This window comes from Paralimibaculum aggregatum (genome assembly GCF_030270585.1).
Classification (GTDB): domain Bacteria; phylum Pseudomonadota; class Alphaproteobacteria; order Rhodobacterales; family Rhodobacteraceae; genus Thermohalobaculum; species Thermohalobaculum aggregatum.
Map to the genome: position 1 here is coordinate 61,346 of NZ_BSYI01000009.1, position 20,403 is coordinate 81,748.

The following is a 20,403-nucleotide window of genomic DNA, read 5'->3' on the forward strand; positions in this document are numbered from 1 at the left end:
CAAGGCGGTGGCACCGCGCGAGAGTGCCGGAAATTGAACAAGCGTTCACACAAGACGGGAGGACGAGATGGCCGACAGCACCGATCCGATCGTGATCCTCGGGGCGGCGCGCACCCCGATGGGCGGCTTCCAGGGCGAGCTCGCCGGCGCCGCGGCGCCGGAGCTCGGCGCCACCGCCATCGCCGGCGCGCTCGAACGGGCCGGCGTGCAGGCGGCCGAGGTCGACGAGCTGCTGATGGGCTGCGTGCTACCCGCGGGGCAGGGCCAGGCGCCGGCGCGCCAGGCCGGCTTCGGCGCCGGGCTGCCCAAGGCGGTGCCGGCGACCACGCTCAACAAGATGTGCGGCTCCGGCATGAAGGCGGTGATGATCGCGCATGACCAGCTCCGCGCCGGCAATGGCCGGGTGGTGGTGGCCGGCGGCATGGAGAGCATGACCAACGCGCCCTATCTGGTGCCGAAGATGCGCGCCGGCGCACGCATCGGCCATGCCGAGATGAAGGACCACATGTTCCTCGACGGGCTCGAGGATGCCTACGAGACCGGGCGGCTGATGGGCTCCTTCGCCGAGGACTGCGCCGAGCGCTACCAGTTCACCCGCGAGGCGCAGGACGAATACGCGCTGCGCTCGCTCGGCGCGGCGCTGGCGGCGCAGACCGAGGGCGGCTTCGGCGACGAGATCGCCGCGGTGACGCTGGAGACCCGCAAGGGCCCGGTGGTGGTCGCCTCCGACGAGCAGCCGCGCAAGGCCCGGCCCGACAAGATCCCCGGGCTGAAGCCGGCCTTCAGGAAGGACGGCACGATCACCCCGGCCAATGCCTCCTCGATCTCCGACGGGGCGGCGGCGCTGGTGCTGGCGCGGGCCTCGGATGCCGAGGCCGCGGGCTGGGCGCCGCGGGCGCGCATCCTCGGCCATGCCAGCCATGCGCAGGAGCCCGGCTGGTTCACCACCGCGCCGGTGCCGGCGATGCGGACGCTGCTGGAGCGCATCGGCTGGACGGTGGACGATGTCGATCTCTGGGAGATCAACGAGGCCTTCGCGGTGGTGCCGATGGCGGCCGAGGCGGAGCTCGGCATCCCCCGCGAGAAGCTCAACATCCGCGGCGGCGCCTGCGCGCTCGGCCATCCGATCGGGGCCTCCGGCGCGCGCATCCTGGTGACGCTGCTGCACGCGCTCGAGGCGACCGGCGGGCGGCGCGGCATGGCGAGCCTGTGCATCGGCGGCGGCGAGGGCACCGCGGTCGCCATCGAGCGGCTCTGAACCGCGCGGGCGGGGCAGGGCGCGCTTTGCCCGGGGCGCGGCGGCGGCTAAGGTTCTGCCGCCGGCCACCGCGGGGCGCCGGCCGCAACAGGGAGAACTCGCATGACCGTTTCGCTGATCCGCAGGGCCGCGCTGGCGGCGGTGCTGGCGCTGGGCGCGCCGGCGGCGCAGGCCGGGATGCAGGACTGGCAGCTCGACCCCAAGCACACCACGCTCGGCTTCCTGGTGGAGCATATCGGCTATGCCAGGGTGTTCGGCCTGTTCCGCGAGGTAGAGGGCAGCTTCCGCTACGACCCGGAGACGCAGGCGCTGGCCGATGTCCGCGTGGTGGTGCCGGCCGGCTCGGTCTGGACCAATGACGAGCGCCGCGACGGGCATGTGCGGAACAAGGACTTCCTCGATGCCGAGGCGCATCCCGAGATCGTCTTCACCGCCGCGGGCGGCACGGTGACCGGCGAGAACAGCGGCCGGGTCGAGGGCGAGCTCTCGCTGCGCGGCCAGAGCCATCCGCTGGCGCTCGAGGTGACGCTGAACAAGATCGGCCCTTATCCCTTCGGCCATGGCAAGCCGACCATCGGCGTCTCGGCCCGCGGCACGGTGGTGCGGAGCGCCTATGGCATGACCTATGCGCTCGGCGGCATCGTCGGCGACGAGGTCGAGCTGCTGATCGAGTTCGAGGCGGTGCTCGCCGAGTGAGGCCGGGCGGGGGATCGGCCCCGCGCCGGAGCGGGGGCGGCCCACCCGCCCACCCCCGCCCCCGATCCGCCGCGGGGCCGATCCCCCGCTGCAATGACCCGGATGACGGCGAGGAGGAGCAGAGCGATGAAATCGGTGCGCGAGATGGTGGCCGAGGCGAATGCCGTGGTGGCGCATGCGCCGGCGGCGGAGCTGCTGGATCTGAACGGGGCGGAGGGGGTGACCTTCGTCGACCTGCGCGATGTGCGCGAGCTGGAGCGCGAGGGCATGATCCCCGGCGCCTTCCACTGCCCGCGGGGGATGCTGGAATTCTGGATCGACCCGGAATCGCCCTATGCCAAGCCGCAGTTCCAGGCCGGCGGGCGGTTCGTCTTCTACTGCGCGAGCGGCTGGCGCTCGGCGCTCTCGGCGAAGGCGGCGCAGGAGATGGGGCTCGAGGGGGTCTCGCACATCACCGACGGCTTCAAGGGCTGGAAGGAGGCCGGCGGACCGGTGGCCGAGCGGGCGAAGAAGGACGCCTGACGGCGCGGGCGGCGGCGCGGCCCGGCGGATGCCGCCGGGCCCCTCTGCAGGGGGATGCCCTCAGTGGCAGTGAACCTTCCCGGCCTTCCGGTCCATGTGGCAGCATTGCCCCGGCGGCGAGCTCTTCCGGCAGCCGCCACCATGCGCGATGTCATCGCTGGCGAGGCGGATGCCGACCGGCTGCGGGACGATGGCGTCGCTCGGGCTCGAGGCGAGGAGGCAGAGAAAAATGAACTCTTTCATATTTGTACTCCAACCGGCCAATGTCGGGATGCCGCCGCGGAGCTTGGTCATGGCCGCTGCGCCTTCCGGCTCCGGTGACCCGGCGGATCAGGGAGCCTGGCCCCGCTTCTAGCTCGTGGAACGAGTGACATCCAAGGGAGAGACAGATGCTGACCGACGAGCAGATCATGATCCGCGACATGGCGCGGGATTTCGCGCGGTCGCGCCTGGCGCCGACCGCGGGGGCGCGCGAGGCGGCCGGCGCGATCGAGCCGGAGATCGTCGCGGAGCTCACCGAGCTCGGCTTTCTCGGCATGACGATCTCGCCCGACTGGGGCGGCGCCGGGGCGGACTACACCTCCTATGCCCTCGCGCTCACCGAGATCGCCGCCGGCGACGGCGCGGTCTCGACCCTTGTCTCGGTGCACAATGCGCCGGTCTGCGCGGTGCTCGACCGGTTCGGCTCGGAGGCGCAGAAGGCGCGCTGGCTGCGCCCGCTGACCGAGGGCGGCAAGGTCGGCTCCTTCGCGCTGACCGAACCGCAGGCGGGCTCCGACGCGGCCAATCTGAAGACCCGCGCCGTCCGCAGCAACGAGGGCTACCGGGTCACCGGCGCGAAGCAGTTCATCTCCTCGGCGCGGATCGGCTGGGCCACTGTGCTGTTCGCCGTGACCGACCCGGAGAAGGGCAAGAAGGGCATCTCCTGCTTCGTGGTAGAGAACGCCGCCGAGGGCTTCGAGATCGTCCGCGTCGAGAGCAAGCTCGGGCAGAAGGCCTCGGACAGCTGCGCCCTCGCCTTCACCGAGATGTTCGTGCCCTTCGAGGACCGCATCGGCGAGGAGGGGCAGGGCTATGCCATCGCGCTCTCCAGCCTCGAGGCCGGGCGCATCGGCATCGCCGCGCAGGCGGTGGGGCTGGCGCAGGGCGCCTATGAGCGGGCGCTCGCCTATGCCCAGGAGCGCACCGCCTTCGGCGGGCCGATCTTCGACCTGCAGGCGGTGCAGTTCCGGCTGGCCGAGATGGCCACCGATCTCGAGGCGGCGCGGCAGCTGGTGCTGAACGCGGCGGCGATGAAGGACCGCGGCGAGCCCTGCCTCAAGGAGGCCTGCATGGCCAAGCTCTTCGCGGCGCAGGCGGCGGAGCGGGTGACCTCGGAGGCGATCCAGGTGCTCGGCGGCTATGGCTATCTCGCCGATTACGAGGTGGAGCGGATTTATCGCGACCAGAAGGTCTGCCAGATCTACGAGGGCACCAACGACATCCAGAAGCTGATCATCGCCAGGCAGATCCGGGGATGAGGGGGCTGCGCCTGCGCCGGCTCGGCGGCGTGCTCGCGGCCCTCGCCGCGCTGGCCGGGCCGGCGGCCGCCGAGGACGAGCTCGACGGCACGCGGCCGCTCGACACGCCGCTGGTCTGCCTCGCCCGGGCGGTCTATTTCGAGGCCCGCGGGCGCTCGCTGCTGGAGATGACGGCGGTGGCCCATGTGGTGCTCAACCGCCGCGCCGACGAGCCCTGGCCGGACAGCATCTGCGCGGTGATCCGCGATGGCGGCGAGGCGCCGCCCTGCCAGTTCTCCTGGTGGTGCGACGGGCGGCCCGACACCGCGCGCGACCGGGCCGAGTATGACCGCGCGGTGGCGGTGGCGCGCCGGGTGCTGGCGGGGCGCACCGAGGACCCGACGGACGGCGCCAACATGTTCCACAATCTCAGCGCCAGGCCGGCCTGGGCGCGGGTCGCCGAGCCGCGCGGGCGGATCGGGGCGCATTACTTCTATCACCTGCCGGATGGCTGAGCCCCGCGGGCCGGTCCGCCCGGCGGGTCTCGTCTTTCAGGCGGCGCCGTTGCAGCGGCGCACGGCGAGCCCGACCGGCCGGCGCGGCGCGGCCTGCTGCAGCGCGATGGCGTCGTGCCCGAGCCGGCCGCGGACATAGTCCTCGATCTGGCCGCGGGCGATGCCGAGATCGGCCAGCATCCGGTCGTCGAGATGCTTGAGTTCGGCGATGTCGCGCTGCATGAGGCGCTCGCGGCGCCAGCCGGCGAGCAGCGCGCGGACGGGTTCGGTAATCCAGTCCAGCATTGCGGTCTTCCTTGTTCCTGTCGCTGTCGTCCCTGTCACGGAGCTGTCACATAGGCGGCGGCGCCGGCGGCGCAATGCGGCGGGGCGCGGGAAACGCCGCCTGCAAGGCAGCTATTGCACCAGCGAATGGCAGGAGGCGGCTCGGCCCGGGGGATGGCCGCGCCCAGCGCCGCGCCTTCGCGCCGGCGATGCCCGGTGCGCGTGGCGCCCGGACGCGCGGCGCGACCTGTACGGCCACTGTGGCGTGATCGTCTGGCGGGCCTCGGGGCATGGGGACGCCGGCGGCGCAATGCGGCGGGGCGCGGGAAACGCCACCTGCAAGGCAGCTATTGCACCAGCGAATGGCAGGGGCGGCGCGGCCCGGGGGATGGCCGCGCCCAGCGCCGCGCCTTCGCGCCGGCGATGCCTGGCGCGCGTGGCGCCCGGACGCGCGGCGCGACCTGTCCACCCGCTGCGGCGTGATCGTCTGGCGGGCCTCGGGGCATGGGGACGCCGGCGGCGCAATGCGGCGGGGCGCGGGAAACGCCGCCTGCAAGGCAGCTATTGCACCAGCGAATGGCAGGGGCGGCGCGGCCCGGAGGATGGCCGCGTCCAGCGCCGCGCCTTCGCGCCGACGATGCCCGGTGCACGTGGCGCCCGGACGCGCGGCGGGATCAGTCGGCCCGCTGCGGCGTGATCGTCTAGGCGGGGGCGAGGGGCAAGGGGCAAGGGGGCGCCGCCCCCGGTCTTCAAACGGCCGCAGGGCGGCGGCGGACCACCGTTTCGTGGTGCTCCCCGCGGGCCGCAAGGGGAGCCGTCACGCCGTGTCGGGCTCGACGGCTCCACCGAGGTGCCAACCGGGGTGAACGCGCGGCGCAGCCGTGCAGGCCCGCGGGTCGGTTCCTTGGGGGGCCATGGCCGGATCGCCAGCGAAGTTGTGCCGAGGGAGGGCATTCGGCGTCTTGCCCTGTGTCTGGGCGGAGCGATCTTCCAGCGGGCGGCGTGCCTGACGCTGCGGGCCTGGCGGGGTGCCTCGGCTTGCGCGTCTTCGGTTTGCGGGAGACGGACCTTATCTATCGCGCGGCGGGGGAGAGCCCATTGCCGCCGGACTGGGGCGGGGTTCTCCCGGCGGTGCCGGTGAGGCGCATGACCTTCGCCTCGGCGGCGGCGGGAACCGAGCCATCTGGCCGGCGATGGAGGCCGGTGCGTGTTCCCGCCCGGTTCGGCTCGGACCTCGAACGTTGGCTGGGCCGGCCGCCCCGCACCCGTGCCTTGCCCGGGCTTCGGCCGCCTTCGGCGTGGCGGCGACGTGCGATCACGGCGTCTCGGCGCGGCGCTGCAAGGTGGCAGCCCGCTGCCGTGCAGCCCCTCGCGGCAGGGCCGGCGGGCAAGGCGGGGCGGCGGGCAACGGGCAGCGGGACCGGGGCGCCTCAGGGGATCTTCGTGTTCAGCTTCGCGCCGCTGCGCTGGCCGTGCCTGGTGCGCTTGTCGAACTGGTGGTGCATCTGGCGGATCCGCTTGTCGAGCTTGCCGCCGGCATAGTTGAGCCTGATCGCCAGCTCGAGATCGGCGCGGGCGGCCTTCTCCGCCGCGGCCTCGGTTTTTGCAAGGGCCGAGCCCTCGAGCCTGCCGATCTCGTCGAGCACGGTGTGCATGAAGCCGCGATAGACGGCGATGTGCTTCAGCTCGTGAGCCTTCAGCTTGCGGAAGAAGCGGTCCCACTCCTTGCGTGCCGCGGGGGAGAGCTTGTTGCTGCCGAGCTTCGGCAGCAGGATCACCGCCCGGGCGACGAACTTCATGTCCTTCACCTTGACCGAGCAGGTCACCTCGCCGTTCGGGGCGCGGTGCAGGTCGGAGCGGCCATGGGTCCATTTCGGCACGATGCCCTGGCCGGTATAGGTCATCGCCACCATGCGCTTGCCCTCGTTGGGATCGACCGGGCCCTTGCGCTTCATGAAGGCCTCGATCGCCTTCAGCGTGTCGCCGGCGACCGTGTAGTAGCGGAGCTTCGGCGCGGTGTAGGAAATCGTGATCGGCATCGGCGCTCCCCCTCGCGGCTATGCCGGGGTCCATGACCGGGGCAGGGAGCATTCTGCTATGGAATCGGGCCGGACAGGGTGCCGCCCGACCCGGTCTATCGACCCGCCGCGGGATAGGCGGAGCCCTCCTCCCGGGAACTTGCTGCCACCGAGGCGTGCCGATGGATCCACTTCCAGCCCGCCTCCAACCTTGCAAGCGAGACCGTCCAGCGGAGCGGTACCCGCACAGCCTCGCCGTCGACGGTCAGGTGGATGGCGAGCGCGATCGCGACCGTTCCGGTGTCGCCATGAATGGCGACGTCGCGCCACCCCCATTCGAAGCGGGATGCCGACGCCTCCCGGAAGTTCCGCTCGAAAATCGCGGCGACAGCCGCCCTGCCGGCGCAGAGCTCGTCGCCCCCGGTGCCGATCAGCGAAATGGCGTCGCCCTCTGCGAAGATCGCCATCAGTCGATCGCGATCCTTCGCGCAATAGGCGTCGGCGTATTCGTCGAGCGTGGCGAGGATGTTCAGTTGATCGCCCATGAAGGTTTCTTTCAAGATCATCCAAGGAACGACTGTAGCATATCCCGGACGGGATCAGGCCTGCCTGTCTCCGGCGGCGTCAGGTGATGGAAGTGTCGAGGCTGGTGCCGTGGCTGGTGGCGTGGTCGAACTTCTTGTGGATCTTGTTGAGCCGCGCCTCGATCTTCTTGCCGCCGGCGCCGTAGGTCTTGACGAAATGGTCCTCCATGTTGGCCCGGGCCAGCGCCACCGCCTCCTTCTCGTCCTTGCCGATGGCGGAGCTCTCCATCGCCTGGAACTCCTTCACCACCTTCTTCATCTCCGCCAGGCCCTTCTCGACATGCTTGAGCTCGTGCGGCTTCAGCTTGGTGACGAAGCGGGTCCACTCCTTCTTGGCCTTGGCGCTCAGCTTGTTGGCGCCGAGCTTGGGGAAGGTGATCACCGACCAGTACTGGACGTCCCAGTCCTTCACCTTGATCTTGCAGGTGGTCTGCCCGTCGAAGATCTTGTAGCTGTCGACGATCTGGTGGTTCCAGCTCGGCGAGGTCGAGAAGCTGGTCTCGGAGAGCGCGGCCACCTTCTTGTTGTCGTTGGGGTCCTTCGGGCCCTTCTTGAGGATGTCCTGCCAGATGTCCTTCAGGGTGTCGCCCTTGACCGTGTAGTATTTCAGCTTGGGCGCGGTGACCTGCAGCTTGACCGCCATGGGTTCCTCCGTTTCCCGCCAGTATGAAATGCCCCTGCGGAAAGGGGAAGGCCCGGGCTGCGGCCGGGCGCGGCGGAGCCGGCAGGGGGCCCCAGCGGGGGGCCTCAGCGGTTGCCGGCGAGCGCGGCCTCGGCGATGTCGAGCTGCGCGCTGATCGCGGCGCGGTCCTCCGGGCAGCCGCCGGTCTCCATCACCTGCACCCAGAGCGGGCCGACGAAGCGCGTGCCATACTGGAACAGAACCCCGTCCTCGCGCTTCAGGCAGGCATAGACCGCATCCGGCGCCGGCGTCACGCTGACCACCTCGAGCGTGCCCTCGAGCACCGGCATCTCGCGCATCTCGGCGATCCGCTCGGCGGCCTGCTCATAGGCCGCGATCGCGGCCGCCCCGGTGGTCGGCTCGAGCGGGCGCCGGGCATCGCCGAAATTGACGTAGTTGGCCGCCAGCGGGTCGTCGCCGGGCCGGCCGAGGAAGAAGCCGGCATTGATCTCGTTGAGGATGACGAACTGCGGCAGCAGCTCCCAGCCCTCGGGGGTGGCGACCGCGACCTCGCGCCCGCCGGGCATGTCGAACACCGCGCCGCCCGCCTCGACCCGCACGGTGACGCCGGCGCGGGTCTCGCCGGGGGGCAGCAGCTCGAGATCGCCGACCAGCGCCTGGCGCCGCGCCGCCGGGGTGAGCCCGCCGCTGCCGGTGCGCTCGCCGCCGCGATGGCCGCTGAAGTCGAGCAGGTCGGTCTGCGTCACCACATAGATCAGCAGGCCGCCGGCGATGACGGCACCGATGATGGAGATCAGGAAGGCGGACCGCATGGCTTTCTCCGGGCTGTTTCGCGCCCCCCGCTTAGCATGGCCGGGCGGCGCCGTCAGGGGGGCAGAAGGCTCAGCGCCAGAGCTTCGGGCGGACCCCGGCGAGCGCCGCGTCGAGCCGCGAATGATCGGCCGGGCCGGGGTCGGCGCAGCCCTCGCGAAGGATGGCGATCGCCAGCAGGCCCTTCTCGATGCGCATGGCGCCGAGCGCCTCGCGGCCGCTCTCCGGGTCCGCGAAGCAGAGCACCACGCCGCGCCCGTCATGGCGCAGCACCTGGGCGCGGGCCGCGCCGTCGCCGTCGCCGCCGCCGAGGCTGCCGCGGCTCTCCACCTGGCTGGCCAGCGCCTCGTAGACCGCGAGCTTTCGGCGCAGGTCGATGCCGCGCAGCTTGGGCTCGTCGGCCAGCGCCAGAACGGTGGCGCTGCCATCGGCATGTTCGGCGATCACGCCGGCCGCGCCGTCGCCCATCAGGAAGATGCCCGGCGCGAGCCGGCCGCCCTCGGGCGCCGCGACGGTGATCTCCTGGCCGTCTCCGAGCCCGATCATCGCGCGGCGGCTGCCCGCCTCCAGCGCCGCGATGCCCTCGGCCGCCTCGCCGGCATCGAGGCGCCGGGCGCCCGGGAGATAGCCGAGCAGCCTCGCCGCCGCGGCGGAGGCGGCGCCCGGCCCGGCAGGCGCCCCGGCGCCGGTCCCGCTGTGCCAGCCCGTGCCCAGCCCCTCGGCGAAACCCTCCCCGAACAGCTCGCCGAGCCCGAGCCGCGCCAGCCCGCGCCCCGGCCCCGCGCTGTCGAGCACGACGCTCCAGATCGCCGCGGCCAGCACGCCGAGGCCGAGGATCAGCAGGATTCGCATCGGGCACCCCTCCGGTGAAACGCCGTGCCCGCGCCATAGCAGATCGCCCGCCCGCGGACCACGGGCGGCGCAAAGCCGACATCAGAATGCCGCATTCCGACAAGCATGGCCGCGGCGCAGGGGGTCAGGCTCGCGGGGACTCCCAACAAGGATGCGCCGATGACCGAGCCACTCAGACGCAAACGCGGCGGCCGTGGCGGCAATACCCGCCGCAGCGACACCCGCGCCATCCAGCAGCTCCCCTGGGAGATGCTCGAGCTGATCGACCGCCCCACCGAGCCGCTCTCGGAGGAGGGCGTGCGCGCGATTGACGGCGCCGCCATGCGCATCCTCTCCGAGATCGGCATCGACTTCCTGCACGAGGGCGCGCGGGCGCATCTGAAGGCCGCCGGCGCGGAGGTCGAGCCCGGCGGGGTGCGGGTGCGCTTCGACCCGGCGATGGTGCGCGAGTTCACCGCCCGGGCGCCGTCGCGCTTCACCATCACGCCGCGCAACCCCGAGCGCACCGTGACCATCGGCGGGCGCATCCAGGTCAATGGCAACGTCGCCAGCCCGCCGAACTATTCCGATCTCGAGGGCGGCCGCCGGCCCGGCACCCGCGCGGCCTTCCGCGACCTGCTGCGGCTCAGCCAGTATTTCAACTGCATCCACCTGATGAGCGGCTATCCGGTGGAGCCGGTGGACCTGCACGCCTCGGTGCGGCACCTCGACTGCCTCTATGACAAGCTGACGCTGACCGACAAGGTCTGCCACGCCTATTCGCTGGGGGTGGAGCGGGTCGAGGACGCCATGGAGATGGTGCGCATCGCCGGCGGGCTCACCGAGGAGGAGTTTGCCGCGACGCCGCGGATGTTCACCAACATCAACTCCTCCTCGCCGCTCAAGCACGACTGGCCGATGCTCGACGGCGCGATGCGCATGGCGGCGCGCGGGCAGATGGTCTCGGTCACCCCGTTCACGCTGGCCGGCGCGATGGCCCCGGTGACGCTGGCCGGCGCCATCGCGCAGCAGACCGCGGAGGCGCTGGCCGCCATCGTGCTGCTGCAGGCGATCCGCCCCGGCACCCCGGTGGTGATGGGCAGCTTCACCTCGAATGTCGACATGAAGTCCGGCGCGCCGGCCTTCGGCACCCCCGAATACATGCGCGCGACGCAGATGTCCGGGCAGATGGCGCGGTTCTACGGGCTGCCGCTGCGCGCCTCCAATGCCTGCGCCGCCAACTGCCCGGATGCGCAGGCTGCCTGGGAGAGCGCCTTCTCGCTCTGGGCGGTGCAGTCGGCCCATGCCAATCTCGTCTATCACGCCGCCGGATGGCTCGAGGGCGGGCTGGTCGCCTCGCTCGAGAAGTTCGTGATGGATTGCGAGACCCTGCAGCAGATGGCGGCCTACAACCGCCCGATCGGCGTGACCGAGGAGGATCTCGCGGTGGAGGCCATCGCCGAGGTCGGCCCGCAGGGGCATTTCTTCGGCGTCGCGCATACCCAGGCGCGCTACGAGACGGCGTTCTATGCGCCCTTCCTGTCCGACTGGCGCAATTTCGAGACCTGGGCCGAGAGCGGCGCGGTGCGCACGCCGGAGCGGGCCAACGCGATCGCGCGCAAGATCCTCGCCGAGTTCGAACCGCCGGCTCTGGCCGAGGATCGGCGCGAGGCGCTTGCCGATTTCGTCGCCCGGCGCAAGGCCGAGGGCGGCGCGCCGACCGATTTCTGAGCCGGCGGCGCCCCGAAATGGAGGGGTTCTGGGCGGCGCGCATCCGCGATAGGCTCGCGCCGCCCCTGCAAGCCTCGGAGAGCGGAACATGTCGGACATGATACGGGCCGCCCAGCGGCCCTTCTTCGCGCTCGCCTTCATCGCGCTCGCGATCACCTGCCTGACCTTCTCGCGCGATTATGCGGTGCCGGTGGCGGTGGCGGTGCTGATCTGGTTCCTGATCAACGCGCTGGCCGGGGCGATCCGCGGGCTGCCGGGGGTTCGCGGGCGGCTGCCGCTCGGCGCGGCGCAGACGATCTCGCTCTGCCTGCTGTTCGGGGCGCTGGCGCTCTCGGGGCGGGTGGTGGCGGCCAATCTCGCCGAGCTCGGCGCCGGGGTCAGCGGCGACGAGGAGGTCGCCTTCGCCAAGCTCGAGGCGCTGCTGGCGCGGATCGGCATCGCGGTCGACATCAAGGCGGAGGAGGTCTTCGAGCTGGTCGGCTTCGACCGGCTGATCGGCTGGACGGTGGAGACCGTGCGCACGCTGCTGAGCGATGCCAGCCTCGTCTTCCTCTACGTCATGTTCCTGCTGATCGACCAGCGCTTCTTCGATGCCAAGCTGCGCGCGCTGCTGCCCGACCGGGAACGCCGCGAGCATCTGATCGAGACGCTCGACCACATCGCCAACGAGACCCGGCTCTATATCTGGCTGATGTCGATGATCTCGCTCGGCGTGGCGCTGGCGACCTATGCCGCCTGCACGGCGGTGGGGCTGAAGGGGGCGGGGTTCTGGGCCTTCGCCGCCTTCGTGCTCAACTTCATCCCGACCATCGGCTCGATCACCGCGGTGGTGCTGCCTTGCCTCTACGGGCTGCTCTCGCTGCCCGACCCGGCGGCGATCGCGGTGCTGGTCACGCTGCTGGCGGCGACGCAGTTCGTCGCCGGCGAGGTGGTGCTGCCGCGGCTGATGGGCGACCGGCTCAACCTCTCGAGCGTGGTGATCCTGCTCACCCTGGTGATCTGGGGCGCGATGTGGGGGCCGGCGGGGATGTTCCTGGCGATCCCGATCACGGTGATCCTGGCGCTGGTCTGCGCGCGCTTCCCGGTGACGCGGCCGATCGCCGTGCTGCTCTCGCGCGACGGGCAGGTGCCCGATGTGTGAGCCCGGTTTGTGCCCCTTGCGCCGGGCGCGGGCGCGGGCAAGATCGGGCGCCTGAATCAGCGGCAGCAAGAGGGGCAGGCCATGCGGATCGGATTCATCGGGCTGGGCAATGTCGGCGGCAAGCTCGCCGGCAGCCTGTTGCGCAACGGCCATGCGCTCACCGTGCGCGACCTCTCGCGCGAGGCGGCGGCGCCGTTCCTCGCGCAGGGGGCGGGCTGGGCCGAGAGCCCCGCGGAACTCGCCGCGGCCTCGGACATCGTGATCACCTGCCTGCCCTCGCCGGCGGCCTCGGCGGCGGTGATGGAGGCGGAGGACGGCATCCTCTCCGCGATCGGCCCCGGCAAGATCTGGGCCGAGATGTCGACCACCGACGCCGAGGAGGTGCGCCGGCTCGGCGCGCTGGTCGCGGCGCGCGGGGCCGCGGCGGTGGACTGCCCGGTCTCCGGCGGCTGCCACCGCGCCGCCACCGGCAACATCTCGATCTTCGCCGGCTGCGAGCGCGAGACCTTCGAGCGGCTGCTGCCGGTGCTCACGGTGCTCGGGCGGCGGGTGCTGCATACCGGGCCGATCGGCTCGGCCTCGGTGCTGAAGGTGGTGACGAACTATCTCGCCACCGCCAATCTCGTCTCGCTGGCCGAGGCGCTGACGGTCTCGAAGGCCGCCGGCATGGACCTCGCCACCGCCTATGAGGCGATCCGGATCTCCTCGGGCAATTCCTTCGTGCACGAGACCGAGAGCCAGGTGATCCTGAACGGCTCGCGCGACATCCAGTTCACCATGGACCTGGTGGCCAAGGATATCGGGCTCTTCCAGGCGGTGGCCGACCGCGCCGGGGTGCCGCTGGAGATCAATCCGAAGCTGATCGAGATCTTTGCCGACGGCATCGCGCGCTATGGCGAGCGGGCGTTCTCGCCCTCGATCATCCGCCGGCTCGAGGATGCCACCGGGCTCGACATCCGCGCCGCCGGCTTCCCTGCGGACATCGTCGACGACGAGCCCGAGGAGCCCGGGGCGGAGGTGCACCCGAAGGCCGGCTGAGGGCACGGGCGGCGGGCAGGGCCGGCAAGGCCCGCAGGCCCGACGCGCCGAGCGCGCCGCCGGCTTCGGCTCGTCCCGGCGACTCGCACCGCACCGTCGCGGCGGCTGGCCGCGCATCGCCGCCCGGCCCTCGGCGGCGGCGGGGCTGCCGCACCGGCCCGGCGGCTGCACCGGGGGAGCGCCGGCCGCTCCGGGGGCTTGCCTTCCGCGGCGGCGCGGCTTAGGCCGGGCTGAAACCGCAGGGGGAGGGGGCCATGGCGCTCGAACTGGCCACGCTGGTGCATGATGCCGAGGGCGCGGAGACCGCGCCGCCGCTCCTGATCGCCCACGGCCTCTTCGGCTCGGCGCGCAACTTCAACAGCCTCGGCAAGCGGATGGCGAGCAACCGGCGCGTCGTCGCGGTGGACATGCGCAACCACGGCCGCAGCCCCTGGTCCGACGAGATGGACTATCCCGCCATGGCCGGCGATCTCGCCGCCGCCATCGAGCGCCATTGCGGCGGGCGCGCGGCGGTGCTGGGCCACTCCATGGGCGGCAAGGCGGCGATGATGCTGGCGCTGACCCGGCCCGAGCTGGTCGACCGGCTGGTGGTGGCCGACATCGCCCCGGTGACCTATCCGCACAGCCATGGCGGCTATGTCGCGGCGATGCAGGCGCTTGACCTCTCGGCGATCGCGCGGCGCGCCGATGCCGACCCGCTGCTGGCGCCGGCGGTGCCGGAGCCGGGGCTGCGCGGCTTCCTGCTGCAGAACCTCGTGGTCGAGGAGGGCAGGGCGCGCTGGCGCATCAATCTCGCGGTGCTGGACGCGCGGATGGACGCGCTCACCGGTTTCCCCGACACGCAGGCCAGCTATGCCGGCCCGGCGCTGTTCCTCTATGGCACCGCCTCGGACTATGTGACCCCCGGGAGCCACGCGGCGATCCGCGCGCGCTTCCCGCGGGCCGAGCTGCAGGGCATGGAGGGCGCCGCGCACTGGCTCCATGCCGAGCGGCCGGAGGCGTTCCGCGCGGCCGTCACCGGCTGGCTCGACACCGCCTGAGGCATGCGGGGCGGGGCGGATTGCCGCTCCGCCGCGGCCAAATCGAGACAATTGCGCCGAATTGTGATTGATATTCACCGGTCGGGCGTTTTCCCGAGCGTTTTTCCCTGTTAACCGGGGCTTGCGCAGTTGCGAAAAGCGGCCCATCTGCCCGCAGACGCACCGGCCGTCCGGGTCGGGCGGGCCGCGAGCGGTGACGGAGACGAGGCGCGGCCCCTGGCGGCCGGCAGACAAAGGGACAGACCCGTGGGTGTACCTCTCAGGCAGCAGGCGGCGGTGGCGGCCTATATTCTCCGGCAGAAACTGAAGGGGAACAAGCGCTACCCGCTGGTCCTGATGCTCGAGCCGTTGTTCAAGTGCAACCTCGCCTGTCCGGGATGCGGCAAGATCGACTATCCCGAGCTGATCCTGCGGCGCCGACTCAGCCCCGAGGAATGCTGGCAGGCGGCCGAGGAATGCGGCGCCCCGATGGTCGCGATCCCCGGCGGCGAGCCGCTGATCCACAAGGAGATCGGCGAGATCGTCAAGGGCCTCGTGGAGCGGAAGAAATACGTCTCGCTCTGCACCAACGCGCTGCTCCTGGAGAAGAAGCTGCATCTCTTCGAGCCCTCGCCCTATCTGTTCTTCTCGGTGCATCTCGACGGGCTGAAGGAGCACCACGACAAGGCGGTGGACCAGAAGGGCGTGTTCGAGCGCGCGGTGAAGGCGATCAAGGCGGCGCAGGACAAGGGCTTCGCGGTCAATGTCAACGCGACGATCTTCGAGGGCTACCCGGCGGACGAGCTGGCCGACTATCTCGACTACTGCACCGGGCTCGGGGTCAACATCTCGATCTCGCCGGGCTTCGCCTACGAGCGCGCGCCGGACCAGGCGCATTTCCTGAACCGCCGGCGCACCAAGGAGTTCTTCCGCGAGGTCTGGCGCATCGGCGAGAGCCGCGGCACGGCGAAGCGCTGGTCACTGAGCCACAGCCCGATCTTCCTCGACTTCCTGCTCGGCAACCAGGAGATGCTCTGCACCCCCTGGGGCATGCCGACGCGCAACGTCTTCGGCTGGCAGAAGCCCTGCTACCTGCTGGGCGAGGGCTATGCGAAGAGCTATGCCGAGCTGATGGAGACCACCGAGTGGGAGAAGTACGGCACCGGCAACTACGAGAAATGCGGCGACTGCATGGCGCATTGCGGCTATGAGCCGACGGCGGCCAACATCGCCTTCTCGAACCCGCTGAAGATGCTGAAGCTGGCGATGCGCGGGCTGCGCACCTCCGGCGAAATGGCCCCGGAGATCGACCTCTCGAAGGCGCGCGCCGGCGAGGAGCATCACGAGCGCATCGTCGCCGAGGAGATGGCGAAGCTCAACCGCAAGATCGCCGCCGAATAGGGCGGGCGCAGACGCGGGGGCCCCGGCCGGGCCCGCCGCCTCCCCCACCCCTGAGATGTCGCGGCGGCTTCGCGCGCATCGCGGCCCACCCACGGGAGGCGGCGGAGTGCAGGCCCGGCGGCAGCGGAAGGTGCCCGCCGGGGCGCGGGCGGCGGCCGCAGGATCGGGCTTCGGGACGGCATCCGGTCTGGCTGGTGCCGGGGTCGCCTGCCGATCGAGGGCCGGGGGCCGGCAATCCGACCAGGGCGAACCGGCAGCGTCACCCATTCACCTTTCGCAAACATCATCGCTGCGCCGGAGCCGAGGCGGTGCGTCGTCCCCGACAACCCGCTCCGGCCGCGCCTGCATGGCTGCACCCGGTGCACCTTCGCGCGGCAAGCGGGCGGCAAGCGGGCGGCAGGTGGCCGGGGTGAAGCGGCGTTTGCCGAGGCGCTCAGGGCGCCGAGGCGTTTCAGGCGCTGGGGGGCACCGCGAGCGGGCAGCTCGCGACGATGCGCGGCGCGGCGCCTCCGGCACCGGCCGGTTGGCATGGATATCGGCGGAATGGCGCTTGCCGCCCTCCTGCAGCCGGCACTGCGCGCCGGCCTGCCGGGCCTGGGGTTGATCGCGCGGTTCGGGGCGATGGCATCCGCTGCGCCGGAAGTCAGGGCAGCGCATCGGGGCGCTCGATCAGGCCTGCCTGGAAGGTGGCCTCCGGGCAGTATGCTGCCGATGGCCGCGCGGTGCCGCGCCAGCGTCTTGCGTGCGGCGGTGGGCCGCCGGAATCATGGCGGCGGTGTTCAGGCGCCGGTGCGGTTTGGCATGTTGCGCGCAGGCAGATGTCGCGACCGTTGGCGTGGCCGGGATCGGGGATGCTCGCGTCTTCCTGCGCCTCCGGCAGCGGCATGGCGGGCCGGTGCCTCCGGGTGGATGCGTGCCGGCCGGGCCTTGATCCCGCCTTCGATCCGGGCCGGGGTTGCGGCGGCGGCGCGCAGGCGGTCGCAGCGGTTCTGCACCCCGATGGGGTGCTCCCGCCGCCATCGCGTGGCTTGCGGAGAGGGTTGGGCACCCGGCGCCGCCGCCGCGGCGCTTCCGCCGGCGATGCCGGCGCGCTATGTCTCTGCCGAGGCAGGCCGGACGGGAGGATGACCGATGGACCACCCCGCGGATCGCAGCGCATCGGGGGCCGTGGCATGAGCGGGCCGGCGGCGCCGCTCTATCTCGACGACCTGGCCTCGGGCCAGCGTTTCGAGACCGGCGAGCGGGCGCTCACCGAGGCGGAGATCATCGCCTTCGCCCGGCAATGGGACCCGCAGTATTTCCACACCGATCCGGAGGCGGCGCGGGCCTCGCCCTATGACGGGCTGATCGCGAGCGGCTTCCATACGCTTCTGACCGCCTTCGTGCTGAGCCTCGAGACGGATGTCTGGCGGGCCGCCTCGATGGGCTCGCCGGGGATGGCGGAGATCGCCTGGCTGCGGCCGGTGCGGCCCGGCGACCGGCTGCGCTGCGTCTTCGAGGTGCTCTCGGTCACGCCCTCGCGCTCGCGGCCCGACCGGGGACGCGCCGAGATCGCCTATCAGGTGCTGAACCAGGCGGGCGAGCGGGTGATGCGCTATCGCGCCACGCATATCCTGCGGCGGCGCCCGGAGGAGGGGTAGGGCGGGTCAGACGAAGTCCCAGACGCCGTCCCCGACCTCGGTGAGGGTGCCGCCGAAATCGGTCTGGCCGAGGTTTTCCGCGCTGCCGGCGAAGGCCAGCAGCACCGCCGGGCGGTCGACCGTGCCGCCGGCCAGCGCCGCCTCCCAGAAGCCGATGCCATCGGTGTCGCTGTCGCGGTCGAGGATGTTGCCGTAGAGCGTCTCGAGGAAGGCGCGGTCGTCCTGCGCCGCCGGGTCGCCGAACTTCGCGGCATATTCGGCGGAGGCGAGGAAGAAGCCGGCGATCTCGGCCAGCCCGAAGCCGGCCTCGCGGATGTCCACCCAGTGATTGAGCCCGGCGGCATCGACATCGCCGTTGCGGTCGAGCGCGGCCTCGTAGAGATAGGCGATGTCGAGCACGCCCTCGGCGTCGAGGCCGGCATCCTCCGGCGTGTCGTCCGCCGGGGTGTCATCGGGGGCGCCGCCGGTGCCGTCGCCATCGGGGCCGTCACCGCCGCCATCGTCGCCGCCGCCATCGGGGAAGCCGTCGAAATCCGTGTCGAGATCGTCGTCCGGGCTCCCGTCATCGGTGAGCCCGCCGCCGATATCGCCGACGATGTCGCCAAGCCCGGCGCCAATGCCGAAGCCCGCGAGCCTGAAATCGAAGCTGTCTGCCGGACCGCTGCCCATGCCGCATCCCCCGAACCCCGAGCGCTCAACCTACAGTTTATCTGCCCTTGCGGCAAGCGCGGCGCCGCTGGACGCGGCCCGCGCAACTTGCTAGCGGAGCGCCATGCTCACGATCCGCGATCTCACCTTTGCCATTGCCGGCCGGCCGCTCTTCGAGGGCGCCTCGGCGCAGATCCCGGCCGGCGCCCGCGTCGGCATCGTCGGGCGCAACGGCACCGGCAAGACCACGCTGTTCCGCCTGATCCGGGGCGAGCTCTCGCCCGATGGCGGGGAGATCTCGCTGCCGCCGCGCGCCCGCATCGGCGGTGTCGCGCAGGAGGTGCCGGCGGGCCCCGAGCCGCTGATCGAGATCGTGCTTGCCGCCGACGAGGAGCGCGCCCGGCTGCTGGCCGAGGCGGAGCGGGCGACCGACCCGGCGCGGATCGCCGAGATCCACGCCCGCCTCGCCGATATCCAGGCGCATTCGGCAGAGGCGCGCGCTTCCACGATCCTTGCCGGCCTCGGCTTTCCGGCGCCCGACCAGGCCCGCGCCGCGGCGGAATTCTCGGGCGGCTGGCGGATGCGCGTGGCGCTGGCGGCGGTGCTGTTCTCGGCGCCGGACCTGCTGCTGCTCGACGAGCCGACCAACTATCTCGATCTCGAGGGCGCGGTCTGGCTCGAGAGCTATCTGGCGCGCTACCCGCACACCATGCTGGTGATCTCGCACGACCGGGGGCTGCTGAACCGCGCGGTCAACACCACGCTGCATCTCGAGAACCGGCGGCTGACGCTCTACGGCGGCGGCTACGACACCTTCGACCGGGTGCGCCGCGAGAAGCTGATGCTGCAGGCCGCCGCGGCCAAGAAGCAGCAGGCGGTGCGCGCGCATCTGCAGAGCTTCGTCGACCGCTTCCGCTACAAGGCGTCCAAGGCCAAGCAGGCGCAGGCCCGCGTCAAGATGCTGGAGAAGATGGAGCCGATTGCCGCGGTGATCGAATCGAGCGTCGCGCCGATCCACCTGCCCGAGCCCGAGGAGCTGCCGCCGCCGCTGCTCGCCTTCGAGCGGGCCAGCGTCGGCTATGACGGGCGCGCGGTGCTGTCGCGGCTCGACCTGCGCATCGACCAGGACGACCGGATCGCGCTGCTCGGCGCCAATGGCGAGGGCAAGTCGACCCTGGCCAAGCTGATCTCCGACCGGCTCGCGGTGATGGAGGGCACGCGGCGCGCCTCCTCCAAGCTGCGCATCGGCTATTTCGCGCAGCACCAGACCGAGGAGCTCGACACCGCCGAGACCCCGCTCGAGATCCTGCGCCGGGCGCGCCCGCAGCTCGAGCCGCAGAAGCTGCGCGCCATGCTGGCGGCGGGCGGCACCGGGGCGGAGATCGTCGAGACCCGCGTCGGCGAGCTCTCCGGCGGGCAGAAGGCGCGGCTGATGCTCACCATGGCGGCGCTCGATGCGCCGCACATGCTGATTCTCGACGAGCCGACCAACCATCTCGACATCGAGAGCCGCGAGGCGCTGGTGTCGGCGCTCAACGGCTTCTCCGGCGCGGTGATCCTGATCTCCCACGATGCCCATCTGGTGGAGGCGGTGGCCGACCGGCTCTGGCTGGTGAAGGGCGGGCGCGTGGCGCCCTATGACGGCGACATGGACGATTACCGCCGGCTGCTGCTCGCCACCGAGAGGGGCGGGGAGGGCACGCAGGCGCCGCCGCACGGCTCGGCGAAACGGGCCGGGCGGCGCAGCGCGGCCGAGATCCGCAAGGCGCTGGCGCCCCTGCGGGCGGAGGTTGCGGCCTGCGAGGCGCGGCTGGAGAAGATCGCCGAGATGCTGGAACGCATGGATGCCAAGCTGGCCGATCCCGCGCTCTACCAGGGCCCGGCCGACCGCATCGAGGCGCTGCAGATCAAGCGCGGCGAGATCCTCGAGGGGCAGGAGCGGGCCGAGGCGCTCTGGATGGCGGCGCAGGAGAAGCTCGATGCCGCCGAGGCGGAGGCCAGGGCCGGCGCCTGAGCCCGAGAGCCTGAGCCTGAGCGGGCGGGCGGCATGCATCCGCCGCTAACCATCACCGTCAGCCATGGGCACACCATCCCTGAAAGCCGCATGTGAACCGGCGGCTGTCATGGTTGCGGGGCTTGCACGAA

At 71.7% G+C, this 20,403-nt stretch carries 21 protein-coding genes; 12 read left to right on the forward strand and 9 right to left on the reverse strand.

Annotated elements, in window-relative coordinates:
* Positions 1-67: 67 nt before the first annotated feature.
* From QSJ97_RS07320 to QSJ97_RS07330, 3 genes are all read left to right on the forward strand, one after another.
* Entirely contained in the window at positions 68-1,258 is a 1,191-nt protein-coding gene (locus QSJ97_RS07320) for an acetyl-CoA C-acyltransferase (RefSeq protein ID WP_285671034.1), read from the forward strand.
* A 102-nt stretch (positions 1,259-1,360) separates the two neighbouring features.
* Positions 1,361-1,954: a YceI family protein gene (locus QSJ97_RS07325; protein WP_285671036.1), complete on the forward strand. Its 594-nt coding sequence runs from the start codon at positions 1,361-1,363 to the stop codon at positions 1,952-1,954.
* 126 nt (positions 1,955-2,080) lie between these two features.
* Positions 2,081-2,476 (forward strand): rhodanese-like domain-containing protein, encoded by a 396-nt coding sequence (locus tag QSJ97_RS07330; RefSeq protein ID WP_285671037.1) that lies wholly within the window; start codon positions 2,081-2,083, stop codon positions 2,474-2,476.
* A 60-nt stretch (positions 2,477-2,536) separates the two neighbouring features.
* Here QSJ97_RS07330 and QSJ97_RS07335 read toward each other — a convergent pair whose 3' ends face one another.
* Positions 2,537-2,770 (reverse strand): hypothetical protein, encoded by a 234-nt coding sequence (locus QSJ97_RS07335; RefSeq protein WP_285671039.1) that lies wholly within the window; start codon positions 2,768-2,770, stop codon positions 2,537-2,539.
* Between the two features lie 95 nt (positions 2,771-2,865).
* Between QSJ97_RS07335 and QSJ97_RS07340 the strand changes: the two genes are divergently transcribed.
* Positions 2,866-3,996, forward strand: a complete 1,131-nt coding sequence (locus QSJ97_RS07340; RefSeq protein WP_285671040.1) for an acyl-CoA dehydrogenase family protein — start codon at positions 2,866-2,868, stop codon at positions 3,994-3,996.
* Positions 3,993-4,490 (forward strand): cell wall hydrolase, encoded by a 498-nt coding sequence (locus QSJ97_RS07345; RefSeq protein WP_285671042.1) that lies wholly within the window; start codon positions 3,993-3,995, stop codon positions 4,488-4,490. Before QSJ97_RS07340 ends, QSJ97_RS07345 begins: the two co-directional genes overlap by 4 nt.
* Positions 4,491-4,526: 36 nt before the next feature.
* Here the strand turns inward: QSJ97_RS07345 and QSJ97_RS07350 are convergent, their stop codons facing one another.
* From QSJ97_RS07350 to QSJ97_RS07375, 6 genes are all read right to left on the reverse strand, one after another.
* Complete coding sequence (locus QSJ97_RS07350; RefSeq protein ID WP_285671043.1) at positions 4,527-4,775, reverse strand: DUF1127 domain-containing protein; 249 nt, start codon at positions 4,773-4,775, stop codon at positions 4,527-4,529.
* A 1,409-nt stretch (positions 4,776-6,184) separates the two neighbouring features.
* Positions 6,185-6,793, reverse strand: a complete 609-nt coding sequence (locus QSJ97_RS07355; RefSeq protein ID WP_285671044.1) for a DUF922 domain-containing protein — start codon at positions 6,791-6,793, stop codon at positions 6,185-6,187.
* Between the two features lie 95 nt (positions 6,794-6,888).
* Complete coding sequence (locus QSJ97_RS07360; protein WP_285671045.1) at positions 6,889-7,317, reverse strand: nuclear transport factor 2 family protein; 429 nt, start codon at positions 7,315-7,317, stop codon at positions 6,889-6,891.
* A 79-nt stretch (positions 7,318-7,396) separates the two neighbouring features.
* Positions 7,397-7,999, reverse strand: a complete 603-nt coding sequence (locus QSJ97_RS07365; RefSeq protein ID WP_285671046.1) for a DUF922 domain-containing protein — start codon at positions 7,997-7,999, stop codon at positions 7,397-7,399.
* Between the two features lie 104 nt (positions 8,000-8,103).
* On the reverse strand, positions 8,104-8,811 hold the full coding sequence (locus tag QSJ97_RS07370) for a hypothetical protein (RefSeq protein WP_285671047.1): 708 nt from the start codon (positions 8,809-8,811) through the stop codon (positions 8,104-8,106).
* A 70-nt stretch (positions 8,812-8,881) separates the two neighbouring features.
* Positions 8,882-9,661, reverse strand: coding sequence for a hypothetical protein (locus QSJ97_RS07375; RefSeq protein WP_285671048.1), 780 nt, complete (start codon positions 9,659-9,661; stop codon positions 8,882-8,884).
* A 159-nt stretch (positions 9,662-9,820) separates the two neighbouring features.
* On the opposite strand from QSJ97_RS07375, the gene QSJ97_RS07380 reads away from it, so the two are divergent.
* The 5 genes from QSJ97_RS07380 to hpnH all read left to right on the forward strand — a co-directional run bounded on the left by QSJ97_RS07380 (position 9,821) and on the right by hpnH (position 15,970).
* Positions 9,821-11,371: a trimethylamine methyltransferase family protein gene (locus tag QSJ97_RS07380; RefSeq protein WP_285671049.1), complete on the forward strand. Its 1,551-nt coding sequence runs from the start codon at positions 9,821-9,823 to the stop codon at positions 11,369-11,371.
* Positions 11,372-11,459: 88 nt separating this feature from the next.
* Positions 11,460-12,512 (forward strand): AI-2E family transporter, encoded by a 1,053-nt coding sequence (locus QSJ97_RS07385; protein WP_285671050.1) that lies wholly within the window; start codon positions 11,460-11,462, stop codon positions 12,510-12,512.
* A gap of 81 nt (positions 12,513-12,593) precedes the next feature.
* Positions 12,594-13,550: an NAD(P)-dependent oxidoreductase gene (locus QSJ97_RS07390; RefSeq protein ID WP_285671051.1), complete on the forward strand. Its 957-nt coding sequence runs from the start codon at positions 12,594-12,596 to the stop codon at positions 13,548-13,550.
* 254 nt (positions 13,551-13,804) lie between these two features.
* Positions 13,805-14,590 carry an alpha/beta fold hydrolase gene (locus tag QSJ97_RS07395; RefSeq protein ID WP_285671052.1) on the forward strand — a complete coding sequence of 262 codons (786 nt, stop codon included), beginning with the start codon at positions 13,805-13,807 and terminating at the stop codon, positions 14,588-14,590.
* A 246-nt stretch (positions 14,591-14,836) separates the two neighbouring features.
* A complete protein-coding gene (gene hpnH / locus QSJ97_RS07400) occupies positions 14,837-15,970 on the forward strand; it encodes an adenosyl-hopene transferase HpnH (protein WP_285671053.1) in 1,134 nt (377 codons plus the stop codon).
* Between the two features lie 643 nt (positions 15,971-16,613).
* Here hpnH and QSJ97_RS07405 read toward each other — a convergent pair.
* Positions 16,614-16,856, reverse strand: coding sequence for a hypothetical protein (locus QSJ97_RS07405; protein WP_285671055.1), 243 nt, complete (start codon positions 16,854-16,856; stop codon positions 16,614-16,616).
* Positions 16,857-17,142: 286 nt separating this feature from the next.
* Here QSJ97_RS07405 and QSJ97_RS07410 point away from each other — a divergent pair, with 286 nt between their 5' ends.
* A complete protein-coding gene (locus QSJ97_RS07410) occupies positions 17,143-17,610 on the forward strand; it encodes a MaoC family dehydratase (protein WP_285671057.1) in 468 nt (155 codons plus the stop codon).
* Positions 17,611-17,616: 6 nt separating this feature from the next.
* Here the strand turns inward: QSJ97_RS07410 and QSJ97_RS07415 are convergent, their stop codons facing one another.
* Entirely contained in the window at positions 17,617-18,279 is a 663-nt protein-coding gene (locus QSJ97_RS07415) for a DUF4214 domain-containing protein (RefSeq protein WP_285671058.1), read from the reverse strand.
* A 103-nt stretch (positions 18,280-18,382) separates the two neighbouring features.
* Between QSJ97_RS07415 and QSJ97_RS07420 the strand changes: the two genes are divergently transcribed.
* Entirely contained in the window at positions 18,383-20,272 is a 1,890-nt protein-coding gene (locus tag QSJ97_RS07420) for an ABC-F family ATP-binding cassette domain-containing protein (RefSeq protein WP_285671060.1), read from the forward strand.
* The last annotated feature ends 131 nt before the right edge of the window (positions 20,273-20,403 follow it).